Here is a 23,048-nt window from a genome sequence, read left to right as displayed (position 1 = left end):
GCGATCCCGAGCAGGTGGTTGACGAGGGAGCCGGCGCCGGACCCGCGGGCGGCCACGCGGACGCCCCGCACCAGGGCGTGGTCGGCGGCCCGGCCGGCGAAGACGATCCGCCCGTCGGGGAGCCGGCGGGCCAGGTCGCCGGTGGCGAACAGGCGTGCGCCGGGCTCGCCGCCGAACGGGTCGGGCAGGAAGCGTTCGGCGGTGCGGCTCCCCCGGTCCAGGTAGCCGCGGGTGACGGCCGGGCCGCCGATGTGCAGCTCACCGATCGCGCCGGTGGCCGCGATCGCGCCGCGCGGGTCCAGGACGTACGCCGTGGCGCCGGCCGGCAGTCCCAGCGGCAGGGGTCCGTGGTCCTCGCCCTCCGGGGCCCGCGCCGGGCCCGCGAGCGCGGGTCCGGCCGTCTCGGCGCAGCCGTACAGCTGGTGCACGTCCGTGGCCCCGGTGGCCACCGCGGCCGCGAGGGTGCCGGGGAACAGCGGCTCGCCCGTGGTGAGTACGGGGACCCGCGCGCCGCCGGTGAGCAGCCCGGCCAGCTCGGCGGGGGCCGCGAGGACGGTGGCCTCGTCGCCGCCGGTGGGGACGACCGCGCGGCCGCCCCGGGTGAGCGGGCCGAACAGCTCCAGGAACGCGGCGGGCGAGTCCGGGGCCGCCAGCTGGGCGACGGCCTCGAAGACGGTGGCGGGCAGCTCGCGGTGGGCCCAGCGCAGTCGGGACACCAGGTTGCGGTGCTCGGCGACGACCGCGCGCGGCTCGCCGGTGACACCGGCCGTGCGCAGCACCCAGGCGGCGCCCCGCGCGGTGACCCGTACGGTCTGCGGCGCCGCCCCGTCCTCGTCGGCGGCGGCGTCCTCCGGGTCGAGGACGTCGACCCTGGTGTGGTCGAACAGCGCGCCGGAGTACGCGTCGGCGAGGACCGTCCGCAGCCCCGCGTCGTCCACGGCGAGCCGCAGCAGGAACGCGGGCAGCTCCGGGTCGAGCGGTACGCAGGTCCCGCCCGCCCGGACCACGCCGAGCTGGGCGGCGGCCAGCGCGAAGGACTTCGGGGCGCACACCCCGACGGGGGTCTCGGGGCCGACGCCGAGCGCCTGCAGGCGCGCCGCCACCCGGTCCGCGGCGCGGTCGAGTTCGCGGTACGTCCAGGTGCGCGCCCCGGCGGCCACGGCGACCGCGTCGGGGGTGCGGGCGATCTGCTCGGCGACCAGCTCGTGGAGTGTGCTGTCGTCCTCGTACGCGGCCACGGGCGCCGGGGCCTCGGTCCGCAGCAGCGCGGAGACCCGGGCCGTCGGGTCCGCGCCGATCCGCTCCAGGACCAGGCGCAGCCGGTCGAGCAGCAGCCGGACGGTGGCCTCGTCGAAGAGGTCGGTGCGGAAGTCCGCGAGGGCCAGCAGGCCGTCCCCGGTCTCCACGGTGTCGATCGCCAGGTCGGTCTTCATGGTGGGCAGGCGCAGCTCGGCCGCGCCGAACCGGGAGCCGGCGGCCTCGTGGACGGGCGCGGCCGGCGCGTGCGTGTACATGACCTGGTAGAGCGGGTGGTAGCTCGGGTCGCGGGCGAGCCCGAGCCGGTCCATGACCTCGTCGACGAGCAGGTCGGGGTGGTCGAGGGCGTCCAGCAGGTCCCCGCGGACCCGGCCGATCAGATCGGTGAACTCCGGGTCGTCGGCCAGCTCGCCGCGCAGGACGACGGGCCGGGTGAGGTAGCCGATGACGCCGGCGCTCTCGGTGGTGTCGCGGCCGGAGACGGCCATGCCGGTCAGCACGTCGGTGCCGCCGTACTGGCTCAGCACCACGTCCACGGCGGCCTTGAGCACCATGAACAGGCTGGCGCGCCTGCCGCGGGCCAGCCGGCGCAGGGGCTCCACGACCGGCTCGGGTACGACGGTGGTCACCCGGGCCCCGGCGTGCCCGGCCCGCGCCCGGCGGGGCCCGGCGAGCGGCAGTTCGAGGAGTGCGGGGGCGCCGGCCAGGCGCTGCGTCCAGTAGGCCAGCCGTTCGGGCCTGGCCTCCTCGTCCTGTGCGGTGCGCGCGGCGAGGAACTCCCCGTACCCGACGGCGGGCCGGGGCAGCGGGTCGACCCGGCCGGCCGCGAACGCCTCGTAGAGGGCGACGAGTTCGGTGGTGAACAGGTCCAGCGAGGCCCCGTCGAACACGATGTGGTGAACGCCGACGAGGAGCTGGTGGCTCGTCGGGGACAGGCACAGCAGCTCGGCCCGCAGCAGCGGCCCGCCGTCGAGGTCGAAGGGGGTACGGGCGAAGGCGTCCGCGCGGGCGGCCGCCTCCTCCCGTGTCACGTCGACCGGGGCGAGGGCGACCGGTGCGGGCGCCCCGATCTGCTGTACGGGCTCGCCACCGGGGTCCCGCACGATGCGCACCCGCAGCGCGTCGTGCCGCCGGACGAGGGCGTCCAGGGCGCGCCGCAGGGCGTCGGCGTCGAGCGATCCCTCGATGGTGATCGCGAAGGGGATGCTGAAGAACGGGTCGGCGGGTCGGAGTTGGCCCAGCGCCCACAGCCGCCGCTGGGCGGGGGTCAGGGGAAGGGCGGGCAGGGGAAGCGTGCTCATGCGACGGCCTCCGGTTCCGGGGCGCCCGCCCGCCCGCCGCGGCCGCCGCGCAGCCGGGGGACGAGGAGGACGAGGGCGGCGACGATCAGGACGGCGCCGGCCACGACGATGGACGCGGCGATGCCGACGAGACCGGCGAGCAGGCCTCCGACGACCACGCCGAGGACGGTGAAGTTGACCATCAGGGCGTTGAGCAGGCCGACGCCCCGGCCGCGCAGCTCCTCGGGCAGGTCGCTGAGCAGCGTGTTGGCGACCGGCACCTGGAAGAGCCCCGAACCGAGCCCGGCCAGGACGCACCAGAGCAGGACGACGATCAGACCGAGGACGCCCTGGTCGGTGGCGTCCCACACGGTGCCCGTGGGGGCGAGCAGCAGCAGGGAGGCGCCGAAGAGCACGATCGACCCGATGAGCAGCCCCCGGTCGGAGTACCGGCGCACCAGCGGCGGACCGGTGAGCGCGCCGATCACACAGCCCGCGCCGAAGCCGGCCTGCGCCAGCCCGTACTCGAAGGCCGGCAGCTCGAAGACGCTCAGGAGCTGGGAGTTGAGGTTGGTGGTGAACAGGCCGAGGACCAGCATCACCGGGACCATGACGATCGCCAGGAAGCGCAGCGAGGGCACGGCGAGCACGCCGGAGATGCCGGTGCGCAGCGACTGCCAGTACCCCTCACGGCCGCTGTCGGCGCCCCGCACGGGCACCTCCCGCAGGACCGCCATGCCGGCCAGCAGCACCGCCGAGAGCACGAACGTCACGGCGTCGAGCACGAAGACCGTGGTGACGCTGCCGAAGGCGATGAGCAGCCCGCCGAGCGCCGGGCCCACCAGGTTGAGGGTGTGGTTGGTGGACTGGAAGAGGGCGACCGCCGTGGGGATGCTGTGCCCGCGCACGATCAGCGGGATCGCGGTGATGCGGGCCGTCTCGAAGAGGGCCTTGGCGATGCCGCTGAGCAGGATGAGGACGAGCAGCAGCAGCGGGGAGTCCCGTACGACGATCATCGCGAGCACCAGGACGACGCGGACCAGGTCCGAGCCGACCATGAGCAGCCGGGCCGGCAGCCGGTCGGCCAACGGACCCACGAACGCGCCGAGCACGCCGAAGGGCAGCAGCTGCGCGATGACGACCAGGGAGACGTACAGGACGGGGTCGTCGGTCTCGGTGGCCACCACGTAGATCAGGGTGATCTTGGTGATGGCGTCACCGAGGAAGGAGGCGACGACGGCCAGCCAGTACCGGATGTAGGTCCGGTCCTTCAGCAGCTCAAGCATGGTCGCCCTCACCGTTCCCGGCAGCGCCGTTCAGTACCTGGTTGAGGACGTCGGCGACGCCCTCGATGTGGGGGTGGCGCATCATCGTGTAGTGGTTGCCGCCGACCGTGCGGACGTCGAAGTGCTGCCCGGTGAGCTCGTTCCAGGAGGTGGCGAGGTCCCACTCCTCCTCGTCGGCGCGGATCAGCGTGACCTTGCCCTTGACGGGGTCGGGCCGGAAGTTCCACACCAGGCGCAGGTTGGCGACCCACAGCTCGTAGATGTCGCGGATCTGCTCACGGCCGGCGTCCGGCGGCAGGTAGTCGCAGTCGCGGGCGATGCCGAGCAGGTAGTCGAGGTGCGCGTCCTCGTCCATGGCCTGGAGTTCGGCGAGCGGCTTGAGGCGCTGCCCGTAGTCCCACTGCAGGTTGGCGGCGATCGCCTCGACGATCTCGGCCGGGTCCGGCTCGGAACCGGCCGGCACGATGGCGGGCGCGTGCGCGTCCATCATGACCACCGACACCTCGGCGCCGCTCTTCTCCAGCTCCCCCGCGACGGCGAAGGCGTTGGCCCCGCCGTAGCACCAACCGGCCACCGTGTACGGGCCCTCGGGCTGGGTCTCACGGATCAGCGCGGCGTACTGGGCGGCGCGGTCACCGAAGCCGGTGAACGGCAGCTCGCCGTCGACGGGCGGCGGCGAGGCCAGGGCGTACAGCGGGCGCCCGGCGGGCTCGACGAGCGCCGCGAACGGCATGTAACAGACGACCTCGCTGCCGGCCGGGTGGGCGAAGAACACCGGGGAGCCGGTGCCGTCGCCGGAGCCGAGCTCGACCAGGTGCACCCCGGTCTCGTCCTGGTAGCCCTCGCGCAGCATCCGGGCGAACCGCTCGACGGTGGCTCCCCGGAAGATCGCCGCCATCGGGAGCTGCCGGCCGAACCGCTTCTCGATCTCCGCCATCAGGCGCAGCACGAGCAGCGAATGGCCGCCCAGGTCGAAGAACCGGTCGTGCAGGCCGATCGGGGAGACCCCGAGGACCTCCTCCCAGATGTGCGCGACCTCCAGCTCGACCGCGTCGCGCGGCGGCACGTAGCTCGCCGCGTCGCGCTCGACGGCGGGGGCGGGCAGCGCCCGGCGGTCGATCTTCCCGCTGGTGTTCAGGGGGAAGGTCTCCAGGCGGACGATCGCGGCGGGGACCATGTAGTCGGGCAGGAAGCCGCGCAGGTGCTCGCGCAGCTCCTCGGCGCCGAGCGCCTCGTCGGCGGACTCGACGTAGCCGGTGAGCCGCTTGTCGCCGGGGCGGTCCTCGCGGACCAGGGCGACCGCGCGGCGCACCGCCGGGTGCTCCTCCAGCCGGGCCTCGATCTCGCCCAGCTCGATGCGGAAGCCGCGCAGCTTGACCTGGCCGTCGTCGCGACCGAGGAAGACGAGCGTGCCGTCCTCGCGCAGCCGCGCCTTGTCACCGGTGAAGTAGAGGCGGGCGCCGGGGCGGGCGCCGAACGGGTCGGGCACGAACCGCTCCGCGGTCAGGCCGGGCCGGCCGCGGTAGCCGCGGGCGACACCGGTGCCGCCCAGGTACAGGTCACCGGGCATGCCGACGGGGACCGGCGCGAACCGGTCGTCCAGGACGTACACCTGGGTGTTGTCGAGCGGCCGGCCGATGGAGATCTGCTCGCTGCCGCTGTCCAGGCGCCGGCACGTGGACCAGATGGTGGTCTCGGTGGGGCCGTACACGTTCCAGGTGCGGCCGGGCTCGCGGACCAACTGCTCGGCCAGGGCGGGCGGCAGGGCCTCGCCGCCGACCAGGACGCGCAGCGAGCCGTCGTTGCGCCAGCCCGCCTCCACCAGCAGGTGCCAGGTGGCCGGGGTGGCCTGCATGACGGTGGCACCGGTCTCGGCGAGCAGCTCGGCGAGCCGCAGGCCGTCGACGGCCTGCTCCTTGGTGACGACGTGCACCCGGGCGCCACTGATCAGCGGGGCGTACAGCTCCAGGCCCGCGATGTCGAAGGTGACGGGGGTGACGGCGGCGAGCGTGTCGCCGGGGGCGAGCGCGGTCTCCCGGGCCATCGCCAGCAGCAGGTTGACCAGGTTGCGGTGGGTCACCTCGACGCCCTTGGGGCGGCCGGTGGAACCCGAGGTGAAGATGACGTACGCGAGGCGGTCCTCACCGGAGGCGGGCTTCGCCGGGACGGCGGGCGCGGCGGCGATCGCCTGCGCGTCGGTGTCCAGGCGGATCCGCTCGCCGGGGCAGTCGGCGAGCGCGCCGAGCAGACCCTCGCGGGTGAGCAGGAAGCCGGTGCCGGCGTCGCCGGTCATGTCGGCCAGGCGCTGCGCCGGGTAGGCGGCGTCGAGCGGCAGGTAGGCGCCGCCCGACATGATCACGCCGAGCAGGGCGACGACGAGGTCCACCGAGCGGTCCAGGCAGACGCCGACGACGGTCTCGGGGGCGACGCCCCGCGCCTGCAGGTGGGATGCCAGCCGGCCGGAACGGTCCAGGAGTTCGCCGTACGTCAGGCGCTCGTCGCCGCAGGAGACGGCGACCGCGTCGGGGGTGGCGGCGGCCTGGCGGCGTACGAGTTCGTCCAGGCCGAGGCCGGGCTCGCGCTCGGCCTCGGTGCTGTTCCACTCGACGAGCAGGGTGTGCGCCTCGTCGGCGTCGACCAGGGACAGGTCCTCGACGGTGCTTCCGGCGTCCTCGGTCATCTGCTCCAGGAGCCGCACGACCTGGCGGGCCATCCGCGCCATCGTGCTCTCGTCGAACAGGTCGGTGTTGTACTCGAACAGGCCGTGCAGGTGGTCGGCGGCGAGCTGCGGGTCGTCGAGGAACCCGAGGAACACGTCGTCCTTGGCGGTGGCGTTGTCGAGCATCAGCTCCTCGACGCGCAGCCCGGCCATCGGCGGCGGGTCCTCGTGGACGAAGTCCACCAGGATGAAGGAGGCCTGGTAGATCGGCGTCCGACTGGGGTCGCGGGGGATGTCGAGCTCGTCCAGCAGGGTGCCGAACGGGATGTCGAAGTGGTCGAAGGCGCCCAGCATGGTGGAGCGGGTCGCCTGGAGCAGCTCGCGCACCGTCATCGCGGGCGAGACCGTGGTGCGCAGCGGCAGCATCGTGAGGAAGTAGCCGATCATCGGCTCGGTCTCGGGCCTGCCGCGGGTGGACGAGGTGGTGCCGACGACCACGTCCTGCTGGCCGGTGAGCCGGTGCAGCAGCGTCTTCCAGGCGGCGAGCAGCACGATGTTGATCGTGACGTCCTCGCGCTTGGCGAGGTCGCGGATCGCCTGGGTCAGCTCCGGGGTGAGCGGGAACTGGTAGCGGGCGCCGTTGGAGGTCATGACCGGCGGGCGCGGCCGGTCGGTGGGCAGCTCCAGGACCAGTTCGGCGCCTTCGAGCTGCTTCTTCCAGTACGGCAGGTGCTTGTGCCGGACCTCCTCGCGCAGCCACTGCGGCTGCCACTCGGAGTAGTCCGCGTAGTGCACCTCGACGGGCGGCAGCTGCGGCTCGCGGCCCGTCGCGAACGCCGTGTAGAACTCGGCGAACTCGGCGTTGAAGATGCCCATCGAGCCGCGGTCCCAGACCAGGTGGTCGACCGTGCCGACGAGCACGTGCCGGTCGTCGGCGACCCGCAGCATCGCGATGCGCAGCAGCGGTCCCTCGACCAGGTCGAAGGGGGCGCGCATCTCCTCGGTGGCCAGGCGCATCAGCTCCGCCTCGCGCCGCTCCTGCGGTACGGAGCGCAGGTCGACGTGGCGGACCGGCACCTCCATGGCCGGGTGCACGACCTGGACGGGGGCGTGGCCGTCCTGCTCGAAGGTGGTGCGCAGGGCCTCGTGGCGCTGCACGAAGGCGTCGGTGGCGCGCTGGAGCGCGTCCCGGTCCAGCTCGCCGCGCAGCTTCGAGGCGAAGTACACGTTGTAGAGGGGGTCTTCGGCGTCGAACTGGTGGATGAGCCAGATGCGCTCCTGGTCCACGGTGAGCGGAATCCGGTCGCCGCCCGTGCGGCGGGGGATGGGGCCGGCCGTCGCGGGCGTCCCGGCGCGCTCGCGCATCTTCTTGTCGAGGAGGGCCCGCTGGGCGGGGGTGAGGCCGGCCAGCCGGTTGGCGAGTTCGGTCACGACTGGTCTCCTTCGGCGGAGGCCTCGGCGGCCCGGTACCGGTTCTTGAGTTCGGTGAGGTGTTCCAGGCCCTTGACGACCTGGCCCGGTGCGAGGCCGAAGTCGACCAGGCAGGCCACCTCGTCCACACCGATGTCGACCAGGTCCTCGATCAGGGACTCGCACTTGTCGGGCGTGCCGAGCAGCGCGAGCGTGTCGAAGTACCGCTCGAAGGTGGCGTTCAGCATCACGTCGCGCTCGGCCTCGGAGAGCTTGGAGTACTCGCTGCCGAAGCTGTCCTGCTGCGCGAGGAAGGTCTTGAGGTAGCCGGTCAGCGGCTCCCGCACGATCTCCCGGGCGCTCTCGTCGTCGGAGTCCAGGAACGTGTGCACCATCGCGGTGACCTTGGCGCGGGACGGGTCGTGCCCGGCCCCGACGAGCGCCTCGCGGTAGGCGGCGATCTTGTCCTTGAGGTCGGCGGGCCGCTGGGCGACGAGACCGGTCAGCAGGTACGCGCCGGCCTCACCGGCCTTGACGAACGTCTCGGGGCTGCCCTGCGCCGACACCCACACCGGGAGCTCGGCCTGGATCGGGCGCGGCAGGGTGCGTACCGACTGCAGCGAGCCGTCGGCCCGGGGCAGTTCGACGCTCTCCCCGGCCCACAGCCGCTGGATCGTCTCGATCGCCTCGAACATCTCCTCCTTGCGGCGCGGGTAGCGCTGCTGCCCGTCGCCGGGGGCCAGGAGGAAGTCGTCGGGGTGCCAGCCGGAGGCGGCGGAGATCGCGGCCCGCCCGCCGGACAGGTTGTCGACGACCGCCCACTCCTCGGCGACGCGCACCGGGTGGTGCAGCGGCAGCACGCAACTGCCCGCCCGGATCTGGATCGACTGCGTCTGTACGGCGATGGCCGCGGCCAGGACCGACGGGTTGGGGTAGAGCCCGCCGAAGTCCACGAAGTGCCGCTCGGGCACCCAGATCCCGGCGAAGCCGTTGGCGTCGGCGATCCGGGCGCTCTCCATGAGCAGGTCGTACTTGCCCGGACCGGCGGCGGTGCCGTCACCGGAGAAGAAGAACAGGCTGAACTCCATGGTGCTGCCGGGGCGCCGGGCGCGGCGCGGCGCGGCGGCCTGCCGGGCGCCGGTCTTCTCCCCCGCGTCCACGGTGGCGGGCGCCTTGAGGCCGCGCTCGCGCATCGCGCGCAGCAGGACCTCGCGCTGGTCCGGGCTCAGCGAGGCGAGCCGCTCCTGAAGCATGCGGGCCTGCGCCGCCTCGGCGTCGTCGGTCGTCTTCTGGTCAGCCATGGTCAGCTGTCACCCTTCAGCTTGTGCTCGGCCTCGGCGGCGGAGAGGGCTTCGACCTCGCGCAGCATCGCCTCGAACTCGTCCAGACCGATGGACTCGGCCTGGTGGGCGCGGATCGCCGCCGCGAGCCCGGGTACGGTCGGCGCCTCGAAGACGGCGCTCATCGGGAAGTCACCGTGCGCCTGGCGCAGCCGGCCCACGATCTGGATGGCGAACAGCGAGTTCCCGCCCAGGTCGTAGAAGTCGTCGTCCGGGCCGATGGGGGAGGCACCGAGCGTCTCCTGCCACACCCGGGCCACCGACTGGGCGAGTTCGTCGTCCGGCCACACCGTGGCGGGGTCCCAGTCGCCGACCTCGCCCCTGCCGCCGCCGAGCGCGTTCGTGAAGGAGGCCGCGGTCATGCCCTGCTGGTCGGCCAGGACGTCCTGGAAGTCGGCCCGGGACACGACCAGCTGGGGCAGGCCCGCGAAGAGCGCGGCGCGGGCCAGGGCGAGGCCCTCGGCGACGGGGATGCCCTGGCTGACGCGCAGCCGCTCGTACAGCTCGCGCACCTCGGGCAGTCCGGCCATCTGCAGCTCGAACCAGTCGTCCCACTCCCACTGCGACCAGTCGAGGGTGACGGTGTTGCGTCCCTGGGCGGAGCCCGCGGCGGCGAAGGCGTCCAGGAAGGCGGCGGCCGCGCAGTTGTCGGCCTGGCCGAAGCCGCCGACGATGCCGGTCGTGGCCGAACCCGACAGGAAGAAGTCCAGCTCGTCGTCGGCGAGCAGTTCTTCGAGCAGCAGCGTGGAGCGCACCCGCGCCCCCAGTACGGCCTCGAAGTCGTCCCGCGACTTGAGCGCGACGAGTCCGGTGCCCCGGGCGTCCGCGCAGTGCAGGACGCCGTCGACGGCGCCCAGCACGGAGCGGGCCTCCTCGACGAGCGCCCGGGCCTGCTCCGGGTCGGCCAGGTCGGCCGTCCGGTAGGTGACGGCGTCGGGACGGGCGGCGCGCAGCGCGGCGATCCGCTCGGCGCGGGTGCGCTCGGCCCCCGCGGGCAGCGCGGCCCACTCGCTCTCGGCCGGGAAGTGCGGGTCCCCGACGAGCACCAGGCGGGCGCCCGCCGCGGCGAGCTCCTCGGCGAAGCTCAGCCCGGCCTCGCCGGACACGCCGGTGACCAGGTAGCCGGCGTCGGCCCGCCAGGCCCGCTCGACGGGTACGGCGGCCGGCTCGACCGGCGCGAAGGCGCGGGTCAGCCGCTGGGTGCCCCGGTAGGCGACGAGGGTCTCGCCGCCGGGACCGGCCAGTTCGGCGGTCAGCTGCCGGGTCAGACGCGTCCGGGCGGCGGGGTCCGCCGGGGGCAGCACGTCGACGCTCCGGCACGTCAGCCAGGTGTACTCCTGCGGCAGGACGGTGACCGCCCCGTACAGGGCGGCCCGCTCCGGGCGGGTGACGTCCGAGCCGTGCGCGTCCTGCAGCCGGTCGGTGAGTACGTCGACGCGCACCGGGGTGTCGGTGCCGCTCTCGCCGAGGGCCTGGGCCAGCGCGACCAGGCTGTGGAAGCCGGTGGCCACGCCGTCGGCGTAGCGGTCCCCGGCCGTGGACGGGGCCGAGCCGTCCGGTCCGGTGACGGCCCAGCCGTGCACGATCCGGTCCGGGACCGTGCCGTCCTGGCGCAGCTCCCGCAGGACGCGGCCCAGGTGCTCGGCGTCCGCCGGGTCGGCGTCGAAGCCGTGCGCGCAGGTGCGGGCGTACGCGGCCGCCTTGCGCACGGTGGTGACGCTCTCGCCGCGCTCGCGCAGCGCGGCGGCCAGATCGTCGGTCAGTCCGCGGGCGTCGGCCAGCACCAGCCAGGTGGCCGGTCCGGCCTGTTCCGGGGCGGCGGCCAGCGGCGCGCGGTGCCAGACCGGCGCGTACGTCCAGCGCGCGCTGTCGGTGCGGACGTTCGTGGTCCGGGTCGGCTTGGAAAGCAGGTGGCTGCGGCCCTGGAAGGGGTAGGCGGGCAGCGGTACCCGGCGGCGCCCGTCGCCCTCGTGCAGGGCGCTCCAGTCGACGCCGACGCCGTGGCGCCACAGCTCGGCCAGGCCCTCGCGGACCGCGCGGTGCTCGGCGGACGCCTCGGCGCCGGCGCGCGGCTTGCGCAGCAGGGTGACGACGGGGCCCGGCTCCGGGTGGGTCTTGACGAGCCCGCCGAGCTGGCTGCCGGGACCGGCCTCGACGAACACGGCTGGGCCGCGCTGGGCGAGGGCGGCGACGCCGTCGGAGAACCGCACGGGCCGGCGGGTGTGGGCGACCCAGTACGCCGGGTCGGTGGCCTGCTCGTCGGTGATCCAGGTTCCGGTGACGTTGGACAGGAAGGGGATCTTCGGCGCGTTCAGCGTGACCGAGCGCAGCACCTCCTCCAGTCCGGGCAGGGCGGACTCGACCAGCGCGGTGTGGAAGGCGTGCGAGGTCTCCAGCTCGCGTACGGAGGCACCCCGGGCCTCGAGGACCCGGCGGGCCTCGGCGACCTCTTCGGGCGTGCCGGCGACCACGCAGGAGCCGGGCGCGTTGACCGCGGCGATCGTCGCGCGGCCCTCCAGCGCCCGGGTGAGCGCCTCCTCGTCGAGGAGTACCGACAGCATCCGGCCGGGCGCGAGGTCCTGCATCAGCTGGGCGCGGCGGGCGACCACGCGCAGGATGTCCTCCAGGCTGAACACCCCGGCCAGGCAGGCCGATACGTACTCGCCCAGGCTGTGGCCGGTCATCGCGGACGGCTCGACGCCCCAGGAGAGCAGGAGCTGCGCGGTGGCGTAGTCCACGCAGAAGACGGTGGGCTGGGTGTAGAGGGTCTGCCGCAGCCGCTCGCGGGTCTCCTCGCCGTCGGCGGCGAAGGCCACCTCCCGGACGTCCCAGCCGAGGTGGGGCAGCAGGAGCTCGGCGCAGCGGTCGATGGCCGCGCGGAAGACGGGCTCGGTGCGGTACAGGTCGGCGCCCATGCCCGGGTACTGGGCACCCTGGCCGGGGAAGAGGAACACCACCTCGGGCGTCCCCTCGCCCTGCCCGGCGGCCACGGCGGGCCGGTCCTGGCGCAGCGCGGCGGCGGCTGCCTCCCGGCCGTCGGCCACCACGGCACGGCGGTACGGGAGTTCGACGCGGCCCGACTGCAGGGTGTGGGCGGCGTCGGCGAGGGCCGGGCCGCTCCCGGTGAGCGCGTCCGCGAGGCGCTCGGCGGCGGCGTCGAGGGCCTCGGGAGTACGGGCCGACAGGGGCAGGATCTGCCAGTCGCCGGCCGTGTCGGGTTCCGCGGCGACGGCGGGGGCCGCCTCCAGGACCACGTGGGCGTTGGTGCCGCCGATGCCGAAGGCGCTCACCCCGGCGCGCGGCGGGGTCGCGGTCCGCGGCCAGGGGGTGCCTTCGCCGGTGACGACGAAGGGGCCCTTGTCGAGGGCGAGGCGCGGGTTGGGGGCGCGGAAGTGGGCGGTCGGCGGGATGAAGCGGTGCTCCAGGGCGAGCGCGGCCTTGATCAGGCCGGCCACGCCGGCGGCGGCGTCGAGGTGGCCGATGTTGGACTTCACCGAGCCCAGGTGGACGGAGCCGGCGGCCGCGTCGGGACCGAACGCCTCGGTGAGCGCCTGCACCTCGATGGGGTCGCCGAGCGGGGTGGCGGTGCCGTGCGCCTCGACGTACTGGACGGTGCCGGGTTCGACACCCGCGACGGCCAGCGCCTCGGCGATGACCTCGGCCTGGCCGTGCGGGGACGGCGCGGTGAAGCCGATCTTGGCGGCGCCGTCGTTGTTGACGGCCGAGCCGCGGATGACGGCGTGGATGTGGTCGCCGTCGGCGACCGCGTCCTCCAGGCGCTTGAGGACGACCAGGGCGACCCCGTCGCCGGAGACCGTACCGGAGGCGTCCGCGTCGAACGGGCGGCAGTGGCCGTCCGTCGAGAGGATCGCGCCCTCCTCGTAGCGGTAGCCGCGCGGCTCGAACTCACGGACCGCGACGCCGCCGGCGAGGGCCATGTCGGACTCGCGGCCGAGCAGCGACTGCACGGCGAGGTGCACGCCCACCAGGGAGGAGGAACAGGCGCTCTGCACCGTGAAGCTGGGGCCGGTCAGGCCGAGCTTGTAGGAGACGCGCAGCGCGAGCATGCCGGGGTCGTTGCCGATCGCGACCTGGATCTCGTCGGAGATCCGGCCGTCGGTGCCGGCGTCGGCGATCCGCTCGCGCAGGTAGCCGCTGCCCGAGGTGCCGGCGAAGACGCCGGTGCGGCCCTCGAAGGAGCCCGCCGGGTAGCCGGCCCGCTCCAGGGCCTGCCAGGCGGTCTCCAGCAGCAACCGGTGCTGCGGGTCCATCAGTTCGGCCTCGGAGCGGGTCACACCGAAGAACTCGGCGTCGAACCGGTCGAACCCGTCGACGGGGAAGCCCGACTTCACGTAGGCCGGGTCGGTCAGCAGCCGCTCGGGCACGCCCGCCTCGGCGAGCTGCTCGTCGGAGTAGTCGGTGCGTCCCTCTTCGCCCGCCGCCACCATGCGCCACAGGGCATCGACATCGCCGGCACCGGGGAAGCGCCCGCTCATCCCGATGATGGCCACGGACTGCTCGGGCAGCGGCAGATCCGCTTCGTACGTCATGCGTTCTCCCCGTGCGGGTTGGTGGTGGACTGTGCGGCGAGCAGCTCTTCCACGGCCGCCGCGAGTTCTCGGACCGTGGGCAGGTCGAAGAAGATCCGCAGCGTCATGGCGACGCCGAACTGCTCCTTCGAACGCGCCACGACCTGGGTCGCGAGCATCGAGTGCCCGCCGAGGTCGAAGAAGTCGTCGTCGAGGCCGACGCGGTCGACCGAGAGCACGTCGGCCCAGATCTCCGCGAGAGCCTTCTCGACCGGGGTGCCGGCGGCCTCGAAGTCGCCGCCCAGGTCGGGGCGTACGGCCTCGGGCGCGGGCAGGGCCCGCCGGTCGACCTTGCCGTTGAGGGTCAGCGGCAGGCGGTCCAGCGCGACGAAGACGTTCGGCAGCATGTACGCGGGCAGGGTGCGCCCCAGGTGCTCGCGCAGCTCGGTGGTGCTGTCGGCGAGTTCCGCCCCGCCGGACACCCAGTACGCGACCAGGCGGGGCTCGCCGACCGAGTCCTCGTCGACGATCACCACGCAGTCCCGGACGTCCGGGTGGCGGGTCAGGGCGTTCTCGATCTCGCCCAGCTCGATGCGGTAACCCCGGACCTTGACCTGGTGGTCGAGCCGGCCGAGGTACTCGTGGTCGCCGTCCGCACCCCGTCGGGCGCTGTCGCCGGAGCGGTAGCGGCGGGCACCGGGCTCGCTCGCGTCCGGGTCGGGCAGGAAGCGCTCGGCGGTCAGGGAGGGCCGTCCCAGGTAACCGCGGGCCACGCCGGCGCCGCCGACGAACAGCTCACCGGCCTCGCCGTCGGCGGCCCGGGTGCGCTCGGCGTCCTGCGCGCCCTCGACGGGGGCGACCTGCATCGTCCAGCCCTCGAAGGCGCCGCCGATCATGGAACCGGCCCCGGCGTCGAGGTCGGCCGAGGTCATCCGCCGGTAGGTGGAGTGCACCGTGGTCTCGGTGATCCCGTACATGTTGACGAGCTCGGGCCGCACCTCACCGTGCCGGGCGATCCACGGCCGCAGCATCTCGGGCGGCAGCGCCTCCCCCGCGAACACGACCAGGCGCAGCGCGTCGAGGTCGGCCGGTCCGACGCCGGGCGGCTGCTCCTCCTCGTGGCGCACCAGCTGACGGAAGGCGGCCGGGGTCTGGTTGAGGACGGTCACCCGCTCGCGGTGCAGCAGCGCGTGGAACTCCTGCGGGGAGCGCCGGGTCTCCTCCGGTACGACGACGAGCCGCCCGCCGTGCAGCAGCGCGCCCCACATCTCCCACACCGACACGTCGAAGGCGGCGGAGGCGAACATGGACCAGACGTCCTCGGGACCGAAGCCGAAGTGGCCGCGGGTGCCGGTGAGCAGGCTCGTCACGTTGCGGTGCTCGATCATGACGCCCTTGGGGGTGCCGGTCGAGCCGCTGGTGTAGATGACGTACGCGAGGCTCGCCGGGCCGGTGCCCGGGTCCTCGGGAGCGGTGTCCGGGCAGGCGCTCAGGTCGGTGCCGCCGGGGCCGGTCAGGACGGTGTGCGCGGCGGGCAGGCCCCTCCCGTCCCGGTCGGTGACCAGGACGGTGGCGCCGGCGTCGGCGAGGGTGAAGGCGATCCGCTCGTCCGGACTCGCCGGGTCGAGCGGGACGTACGCGCCGCCCGCCTTGAGCACCGCGAGCAGCGCCGTCACCAGGGCGGCGGTGCGCTCCACGCAGACGGCGACCGGCACCTCGGGGCCGACGCCGAGGGAGCGCAGGTGGTGGGCGAGGCGGTTGGCGGAGCGGTCGAGCTCGCGGTAGGTCAGCCGGCCGTCGATGCCGGTCACGGCGATCGCGTCGCCCCGCACCGAGGCCTGCCGCGCGAACCAGGCGTCGATGGTGCCCGTTCCCGGGGCGGCCAGTGGGTCAGCGGTCACGGTGCGTGTTCCTCTCGGTGCCGGACTGTTGGAAGCGGACCGCTGGAAGATCCAGCACGGGCCCGTCCGGGAAGGTGATTGCGTCGTGCAGCGTCTGCTCGTAGGCGGCCAGCAGCGCGGCCGGGGTCTCGGGCCCGAACAGGTCGGTGTCGTATTCGAGGGTCAGCGCGACACCCGCACCGCTCTCCTGCGCGTACAGGCTGAGGTCGTACTTGGCGGTGTCCTGTGGGCCCGTGAGGTCGAGGGAGCAGTGCTCCAGCCCGGCGAAGACCGGGTCCGACTGCTCCTTGAGGAAGCTGAACATCACGCGGAACACCGGCAGGAAGTCCCGGCCGCGCCGGGACACCAGGGCCTCGACCAGCTTGTCGAAGGGCAGTTCCTGCTGCGCGGACGCGTCGAGCAGCGCGGTGCGGGTCCGGGCGAGCAGCCCCCGGAAGGCCGGGTCCCCACCGAGCCCGACACGGACCGGAACCATGTTGATGAGGCAGCCGAGCAGCTCCTGGAGCTCGGGCCGGGTGCGGCCCGCGACCGGGATGCCGACGGTGACGTCGTCGGTCCCGGACCAGCCGGCGAGCAGCGCCTGGAACCCGGCGAGCAGCGTCATGTTGAGCGTCCCGCGCTCTCTCCGGCCGAACTCGCGCAGAAGGGCGGTGAGTTCGGGCCCGAGTGCGCGGGTGGCGACCGCGCCGCGGAAGGACCGGTGGCGGGGCCGGGGGTGGTCGGTGGGTACGGCGAGGGCCTGCGGGTCGTCGCCGAGCACGGCCCGCCAGTGGGCGGTCAGGGCGTCCAGGGTGTCGCCCTGAAGCCGCTCGCGCTGCCAGACGGCGTAGTCGGCGTACTGCAGCACCGGTGCGCCGCCCGCACCCGGGTCGCCGTACAGCTCCCCCAGCTCCCGGAAGAAGATCTCGACGGACCAGCCGTCGATGGCGATGTGATGGAACGTGACCACCAGGTGGTGGTCGTCCGCGGCGAGCCGCAGCAGGTGGGCCCGTAGCGGCAGGTCGGCGGCGAGGTCGAAGACGTACGCGCCCACGTCGGCGGCGACGCGCCCCGCCTCGGCGGCGGGCCGCGCCTCGGCGGTCAGGTCGGTGTACGGGAGCGCGAACTCCCCGGGTGCGGCGACGACCTGGTGGGGCACCCCGGACGACGCCCGGTAGGTCGTGCGCAGCACCTCGTGGCGGGCGACGAGCGCGGTCAGCGCCCGGCCGAGCCGGTCGTGGTCGAGGGCGCCACGCAGCCGCAGCACGGTCGGCACGTTGTAGAGCGTGGTCTCGGGGTCGATCTCCTGCATGAACCAGAGCCGCTGCTGGGCGAAGGACAATGCGGGCCGCTCCGGCCGCGCCCCGGCCCGCGGGCCGGCCGCCGGTGCGGTCGCCACCTTCCTCGCCGCCATGGCCCCGCGCACCAGGCGGGCCATGCCCTCCAGGGTGCCCGCGTCGAGCAGCCCCGCGGGCTCGACGCGGGCACCGAGCTCCTCGTCGATGCGGTCGGCGAGGGTGCCTACGGCCTCCGGCCGCCCGCCGAGGGCCTGCCAGTGCGAGCCGAGCGTCACGTCGGTGGCGTCGAGGATCTCGGCCCACATCTGGGCGAGCTCCTCCTCCACGAATCCCATGACCGTCATATGAGTTGTGTCCCGGGGTGAGAGTGACGCACGGCGTCCTGGAGCAGTTCGAGGAATTTCGGCGGATTGCCGCTGAAGTAGAAGTGGTCGCCCTCGAAGACGTGCACGTCGGCGTCGGCCGTCGTGTGGGCGCCCCAGGCGCCGGCCTCGGCGAGGGGCACGTCGTGGTCGCCGTCGGCGACGAACACGGTGACCGGGCAGCCGACCACGGCGCCCGCGTCGACCCGGTACTCCGCCAGGGCGCGCAGGTCGCCGCGGATGGCCGGAAGCACCAGCTGCATCAGCTCCGGGTGCCCGCTCACTCCGTCGCGCGTGCCCCCGAGGCCCATGATCCGGGCGAGCACGGCCTCGTCGGGCTCGGGCTCGGTCCCGCCGTGGGGTGCGCCCGCGCCGGCGGTCAGCCGGTCCGTACGCACCGAGGGCGCCGAACTGGCCGAGGCGACGAGGAGATGGGGAGCGGTGCCCCCGGCCGCCTCCAGCCGCCGGGCGACCTCGAAGCCGATGAGCCCGCCCATGCTGTGCCCGAAGAAGGCCGGGCGCCGCGGCAGCCGGGTACGCAGCGCCTGGTACACGCCGTCCGCCAGCGCCGCGACCGATCCCGCGGGCTCCTCGAAGAGCCGGTTCTCGCGGCCCGGGTACTGGACCACCAGCATCTCGATGTCCGCGTCGAGCGCGGCCGACAGGTCGAAGTAGTAACTGGCCGACCCACCCGCGTGCGGGAAGCAGACCAGGGTGTACCGGGCCGCCGGCTTCGGGTGGAAGCAGCGGATCCAGGTGGTGGGGGCGGGGCCGGCCGCCAGGAAGCGGACCGGCGCCGTCGGGGCGGGGCCGCCGTCGGGACAGTGGTCGCCGTCGGGACAGTGGCTTTCGTCGGGACAGTGGCTTTCGTCGGCGCCGCTCATCAGGCGTGCACCGCGTCGGCCCGCAGCGACCGGTGGGCCCGGCGCGCCTCCGCGAACTCGACGACCTGGCCGGCCATCGCGGTCAACTGCTGCTGGATGTGCGGGTCGGAGCACGCGCCGTCCGTACCGAACCCGGCCGTCGCGCTGTTGATCGCCACCCCCAGCGGGGTGGTCCAGCCCCGCAGGGCGTGCACGATGTCCCGGAGCGCGGCGAGCGTGGTCACCGCACCCTGCCAGCCCATCCCGACGGACAGGCAGCCGACGGCCCGCTCCGAGAAGTAGGGCCGGGGGTCGCCGCGCAGCTCCTCGGTGTAGTCCAAGGCGTTCTTCAAAAGCCCGGACACCGTGCCGTGGTACGCGGGGCTCGCCAGCACCACCCCGTCCGCCGAGGCCACCTCGTCGAGGAGCCGGCGCGCCTGGGGCGGGCAGCCCGCCACGCGCGGGTCGTACAGCGGCATGACCAGGTCGGCGCCGCTGACGAGACCGACCTGCGCGCCCAGCCGGGCGGCCTCCGCGAGCACCACCCGCAGCCCGAGCTCCGCGGTGGAGCCAGGTCGGGAGGACCCCCCGATTCCGACGACCTTCACGGCCTGCTGCATGAACTCCCCGTTTCGCGTGTTCCGGTCCGGAATCCCGGCTGCCCGTCCTCTCGGCGCGCTGGATTCCCCGGTGGTCGATCTCCCCGGTCGATCAGGACCGGCCACAGCCTTCGGCACGTCAACTTGCAGGTCAACGCCCGCTGTCCGGGGAGATCCGATGGCCTCGTTCGGACATTCCGATGCCGCTCGCGGTAACGCCCGGCGCCCGTCGGCGGCCTCGCCCGCACCGAGCACCCGGGCCGCCGCGACCGATCGCCCCCACTGATGGGAGCCATCGGAGATACCCGTCGACCCACCCTTTGCCGGACCCCCCGGATGCGCGGATCATCGGAGCGGCGCCGATCGCGCACACCGCCCCTTGCCGAACTTCCGGCCCGTACTCGAACAGGGTCATGTCCCGGAATCGACGGCCCGCACGGCCGCCGGCCGTCCGTGTCCCCTGCCCATCGCGGATCCGAGAAGCCCATGCCCCAGGTCGACGACCCCGCCGCACCCCGCATCGCCGTCGTCGGAGCGACCGGCGCGGTGGGCGGCACCCTGCTCGAACTCATCGAGGACCGCGCCCTGCCGTACCGGCACCTTGCCCTGGTGGCCTCCGCCAGCTCGGCCGGCCGCACGATCCGCGTCGACGGCCGCGACCACCGCGTCACCGAGCTCCCCCGGTTCGCGTTCGGCACGGTCGACGCAGCCCTGTTCTGCGCCGGCGAGCAGGTCAGCAGGGAGTGGGTCCCGGTCGCCGTCGCCCACGGCGCCCTGGCCATCGACAGCACCGCCGCCTTCCGGATGACCCCGGGCACCCCCCTGGTCGTCCCGCAGCTCGACGCGGCCGAGCTGGGCCGCCGTCCGGCGGGCGGGGTGATCGCGGTGCCCGGCGCCGCCACCGTGCCCGTGGTCCGGGTGCTGCGGGACGTGGAGCGCCGCTGGGGCATCCGCCGGATCGTCGTCAGTACGTACCAGGGCGCCTCGGGAGCCGGGCACAGCGGTATCGAGGAGCTCCAGGACGGCTCGCGCACGGTCCTGCAGGATCCGCAGGCCACCGTGCCCTCGACGCGGTTCTCGCCCCCGCTGGCCTTCAACGTGCTGCCCGGCATCGGCGAGGTCCTGGAGGACGGCTCGACGCTCCAGGAGCGGGAGGTGGCCGACGAGGTCCGTAAGGTCCTGGGGCTGCCGGGCATCGAGGTCACGGCGACCTGCGTGCGGGTCCCGATGGTCAGCGGGCACGGCGCGGCGGTGTGGACGCAGTGCCGTTCCGCGGTGGACCGCGCCGAACTGGTGGCACTGCTCCGGGCATTGCCCGAGGTCGTGGTCCACGACCCCGGCGGTCCGACCCCGGCGGCGCTGAGCGACCCGGACCAGCTCCACGTGGGGCGGATCCGGGTCTCCACCACCGCCCCCGACGGCTTCTGGGTGTGGCTGGCCACCGACAACCTCCGGGTGGGGGGCGCGCTGGACGCCGTACGGGTGGTGGAGGAACTGCTGGCTCGGGGCGCGTTGTGAGCACGGCCCCGCCGGCCCGCCCGGAGGCGGCTCCGGCGGGGCCGTACAAGGGCCGCGCTCAGCGGCCCTCGGCAGCCACGGCGGCCACGGCGGCCTCGGCCGCCGTCAGCACGCCACCAGCTGCTGCCGGTCCTGCTCCGCGAACCGGACCATCCAGTCGATGAACACCCGCATCTCACGGGTGAGATGGCGCCCGTACCGCCACGCGATCTGGGTGTAGACCTCGAACGGAGCCTTCCAGTCCAGTACGGTCAGCGACTGCGCCTCGATCTCGGCGGCCACCGCCATCGCGGGCAGCACACTGACACCCAGACCGGCCGAGACCCCGCGCTTGATGGACTCGATGTTGCCGAACTGCAGCAGCGGTACGGGCTGCTCGGCACCGCCGTTGAGCTCCGCCTCGAACATCGCCCCGTACGAGCAGCCCGCCTCCGGTGCCAGGATCGGCACCGCACGCAGATCGCCGGTGGAGACGTTGCGGACGCCCGCCAGGACGTGGTCCGGGGCGGCGACCGCGACCAGCGGTTCGGAGCCGAGGATCTCGGTCCTGACCCCGGGGTGGTCGGTCTCGGCCTCCATGAGGAAGCCCAGGTCGAAGGTGCCCTGCCGGAGCGCCTCGCAGGTGTCCCGGCACAGGCTGGGCCGCAGGGCGAGCTGGAGCTGCGGGTAGCGGTGGTGGAAGTACTCGAGGACCGGGGGCATCCGGTAGGACGTGAAGCTCTCCATCGTGCCGATCGTCAGCACCCCCGAAGGCTCGCCCAGGCCGGTGGTCCGGTCCCGGGCCTCATCGACCAGGGACAGGATCCGCTCGGCGTACGGAACGAGACGTTCCCCGGCCGGAGTCAGCCGGATCCGTCCCCGCAGGCGCTCGAAGAGCTCCACCCCCAGCGCCACCTCCAGGCCCTTGACCTGGGCGGTGACGCTGGACTGCGCGTACTTCAGGTCGGCCGCGGCGCGGGTGAAGCTCAGCAGTGTCGCGACCCGGTGAAAGGTGGTGAGCTGCTTCAGATCCATGCGCTGTCCCGGCGGTGCGCCGTCCCCGTGCTGGTGGTGTCGGTCACTGCCAGCCCATGTCCGTCTTCTGGGCGTCCGCCTGAGTGGTGGGCGCGGCGGCGCCCTGCGGTGCTTCGGTGGTGTCGGCCTGCGCGACGGCGGGCGCCATCAGCGCGGCGGTACCGAGGACGACGATCGCTACGGCCTTGCCCATACGAGTGCTAAGCATGAAGAACATCCCCCTGTGACATGCGTGTTTCTTGCGGCTCCAGCATCACCACGCGTCACAGACTCGGGAAAGGGGTTTCCGGTGGCCGGATTGGGTCCTGACCCAATCTGGCCAGCACGGGCCGAACGGGCCGCACCGGAGATAATGGCCTCTGCTGACGGATGGGGGGCCGATGCTCGACGTACTGGGACTGGACAGACCGACCGAAGCCGTTTACCGAGCGATGTTGAGCCACCCGCGGGACGACGCCGAGGAGCTGGCGGAGCTGCTCGGGATCCCCGAGGACGCCGTGCACGAGGCATGGGCCCGACTGTGCGGCCTCTCGCTCGTCCAGTACCCCGCCGACGGACCGGCCGACGCGTCGGCGGTGCCCCGCGCGGTCAGCCCGGAGATCGGCCTGGAGTACCTGCTGGCCCGGCGCCAGGCCGAGCTGGCGCTGGAGAACGAGCGCATCGCGGGCGCCCGGGCCGTGGCCCAGCAGCTGATCTCCGAGTACGAGGACCTGCGCCCGGTGGGGGCACCCGTCAGTGTGGAGCACCTCGCCGACGTCGACGAGGTCCGGACCCGCCTCGCCGTACTCACCGAGAACGTCCGGAACGAGGTGATGGTCTTCGCCCCCGGTGGGGCGCAGACGGAGGCGAACATGGCGGCCTCCCGCCCGCTCAACGAGCGGCTGCTCGGCCGGGGCGTCACCATGCGGACGATCTACCTGGACAGCGTGCGCAACAACCCGGCCAGCGAGGCGCACGCCAAGTGGCTCACGGAGCTGGGCGGCCAGGTCCGTACGATCGCCGTGCTGCCGCTGCGGATGACCATCGTGGACGGTACGACCGCCGTCCTGCCCGTGAACAGCGAGGACAGCGGGCAAGGGGCGGTCGCGCTCACCGGCCAGGGCACGCTCACCGCCCTGTGCACCCTCTTCGAGACGGTGTGGGAGAACGCCCGGCCGCTGGGCCGGGCCCCGCGCCGCGACGAGGCCGAACTGGACCACCAGGAAGCCGCCAGCCTGCGCCTGCTCGCCGAGGGCCACACCGACGAGGGGATCGCCAAGCGCCTCGGCGTCTCCCACCGCACGGCCCGCCGCATCGCCACGGTCCTGATGGAACGCCTGGGCGCCCGAAGCCGCTTCGAAGCCGGTGTCCGAGCGGTCCAGCGCGGCTGGCTCCCCCCGGACGCGTGACCCGGAACCCGTGACCCGGAACCTGTGACGGGCTAGCGCACGCTCAGCGGGCGCTGGTCCGTCCACACCTCGTCGATGTGCTCGAGGCACTCCTCCTTGGTCCCGGTCACGCCCGTGTCCCGCCAACCCAGGGGCACTTCGCGCCCTTCCGCCCAGATCGAGTACTGCTCTTCGCCGTTGACGACAACGGTGAACCGCCCCACTGCGCACCTCCACCTACGCGCCGGCCCGACAGCCCGGCGACCTCATCTGCGGGCCCCAGCCTCATCGGCCCGCCCCGCCACCACAACACCCACCCCATACCGGCTCCCGAACCGCACAATCGCCCCAGCCGATCGCCGGCGGCGTACGCCCCGTTGAGTAGA

General features: G+C 73.9%; 14 protein-coding genes. 2 read left to right on the top strand and 12 right to left on the bottom strand.

Annotated features, from left to right (window positions below):
- The 9 genes from AB8A24_RS32275 to AB8A24_RS32235 all read right to left on the bottom strand — a co-directional run.
- Positions 1-2,558, bottom strand: a 2,558-nt coding sequence (locus AB8A24_RS32275) for a condensation domain-containing protein (RefSeq protein WP_369478288.1), incomplete at its 3' end; no start/stop codon positions are given.
- Positions 2,555-3,823, bottom strand: a complete 1,269-nt coding sequence (locus AB8A24_RS32270) for an MFS transporter (RefSeq protein ID WP_328962272.1) — start codon at positions 3,821-3,823, stop codon at positions 2,555-2,557. The genes AB8A24_RS32275 and AB8A24_RS32270, both read right to left, overlap by 4 nt.
- On the bottom strand, positions 3,816-7,913 hold the full coding sequence (locus tag AB8A24_RS32265) for an amino acid adenylation domain-containing protein (RefSeq protein WP_369478287.1): 4,098 nt from the start codon (positions 7,911-7,913) through the stop codon (positions 3,816-3,818). Before AB8A24_RS32265 ends, AB8A24_RS32270 begins: the two co-directional genes overlap by 8 nt.
- A complete protein-coding gene (locus tag AB8A24_RS32260) occupies positions 7,910-9,193 on the bottom strand; it encodes a MupA/Atu3671 family FMN-dependent luciferase-like monooxygenase (RefSeq protein WP_369478286.1) in 1,284 nt (427 codons plus the stop codon). Before AB8A24_RS32260 ends, AB8A24_RS32265 begins: the two co-directional genes overlap by 4 nt.
- Before the next feature lie 2 nt (positions 9,194-9,195).
- Positions 9,196-13,782 carry a beta-ketoacyl synthase N-terminal-like domain-containing protein gene (locus AB8A24_RS32255; protein ID WP_369478285.1) on the bottom strand — a complete coding sequence of 1,529 codons (4,587 nt, stop codon included), beginning with the start codon at positions 13,780-13,782 and terminating at the stop codon, positions 9,196-9,198.
- The gene (locus AB8A24_RS32250; protein WP_369478284.1) at positions 13,779-15,662 is read right to left on the bottom strand and encodes an amino acid adenylation domain-containing protein; all 1,884 of its coding nucleotides are present in this window, start codon (positions 15,660-15,662) and stop codon (positions 13,779-13,781) included. Before AB8A24_RS32250 ends, AB8A24_RS32255 begins: the two co-directional genes overlap by 4 nt.
- Positions 15,652-17,283, bottom strand: coding sequence for a condensation domain-containing protein (locus AB8A24_RS32245; protein ID WP_369478283.1), 1,632 nt, complete (start codon positions 17,281-17,283; stop codon positions 15,652-15,654). Before AB8A24_RS32245 ends, AB8A24_RS32250 begins: the two co-directional genes overlap by 11 nt.
- Positions 17,280-18,185 carry an alpha/beta fold hydrolase gene (locus AB8A24_RS32240; protein ID WP_328962278.1) on the bottom strand — a complete coding sequence of 302 codons (906 nt, stop codon included), beginning with the start codon at positions 18,183-18,185 and terminating at the stop codon, positions 17,280-17,282. Before AB8A24_RS32240 ends, AB8A24_RS32245 begins: the two co-directional genes overlap by 4 nt.
- A complete protein-coding gene (locus AB8A24_RS32235) occupies positions 18,185-18,784 on the bottom strand; it encodes an NAD(P)H-dependent oxidoreductase (protein ID WP_328962279.1) in 600 nt (199 codons plus the stop codon). The genes AB8A24_RS32240 and AB8A24_RS32235 overlap by 1 nt, the downstream gene beginning before the upstream one ends.
- Before the next feature lie 465 nt (positions 18,785-19,249).
- Here AB8A24_RS32235 and AB8A24_RS32230 point away from each other — a divergent pair, with 465 nt between their 5' ends.
- The gene (locus AB8A24_RS32230) at positions 19,250-20,281 is read left to right on the top strand and encodes an aspartate-semialdehyde dehydrogenase (protein WP_369478282.1); all 1,032 of its coding nucleotides are present in this window, start codon (positions 19,250-19,252) and stop codon (positions 20,279-20,281) included.
- 105 nt (positions 20,282-20,386) lie between these two features.
- On the opposite strand, the gene AB8A24_RS32225 is transcribed toward AB8A24_RS32230, so the two are convergent.
- A complete protein-coding gene (locus AB8A24_RS32225) occupies positions 20,387-21,295 on the bottom strand; it encodes a LysR family transcriptional regulator (RefSeq protein WP_328962281.1) in 909 nt (302 codons plus the stop codon).
- 43 nt (positions 21,296-21,338) lie between these two features.
- Positions 21,339-21,503 (bottom strand): hypothetical protein, encoded by a 165-nt coding sequence (locus AB8A24_RS32220; protein ID WP_328962282.1) that lies wholly within the window; start codon positions 21,501-21,503, stop codon positions 21,339-21,341.
- Between the two features lie 172 nt (positions 21,504-21,675).
- Here AB8A24_RS32220 and AB8A24_RS32215 point away from each other — a divergent pair, with 172 nt between their 5' ends.
- On the top strand, positions 21,676-22,683 hold the full coding sequence (locus AB8A24_RS32215; protein ID WP_328962283.1) for a helix-turn-helix transcriptional regulator: 1,008 nt from the start codon (positions 21,676-21,678) through the stop codon (positions 22,681-22,683).
- Between the two features lie 32 nt (positions 22,684-22,715).
- Here AB8A24_RS32215 and AB8A24_RS32210 read toward each other — a convergent pair whose 3' ends face one another.
- Positions 22,716-22,886, bottom strand: coding sequence for an MbtH family protein (locus AB8A24_RS32210; RefSeq protein WP_266382248.1), 171 nt, complete (start codon positions 22,884-22,886; stop codon positions 22,716-22,718).
- Positions 22,887-23,048: the final 162 nt, after the last annotated feature.

This window comes from Streptomyces sp. BF23-19, assembly GCF_041106355.1.
GTDB lineage: Bacteria > Actinomycetota > Actinomycetes > Streptomycetales > Streptomycetaceae > Streptomyces > Streptomyces virginiae_A.
The sequence above is the reverse complement of the archived record's forward strand: the minus strand, read 5'-3'. Positions and strand labels throughout refer to the sequence as shown.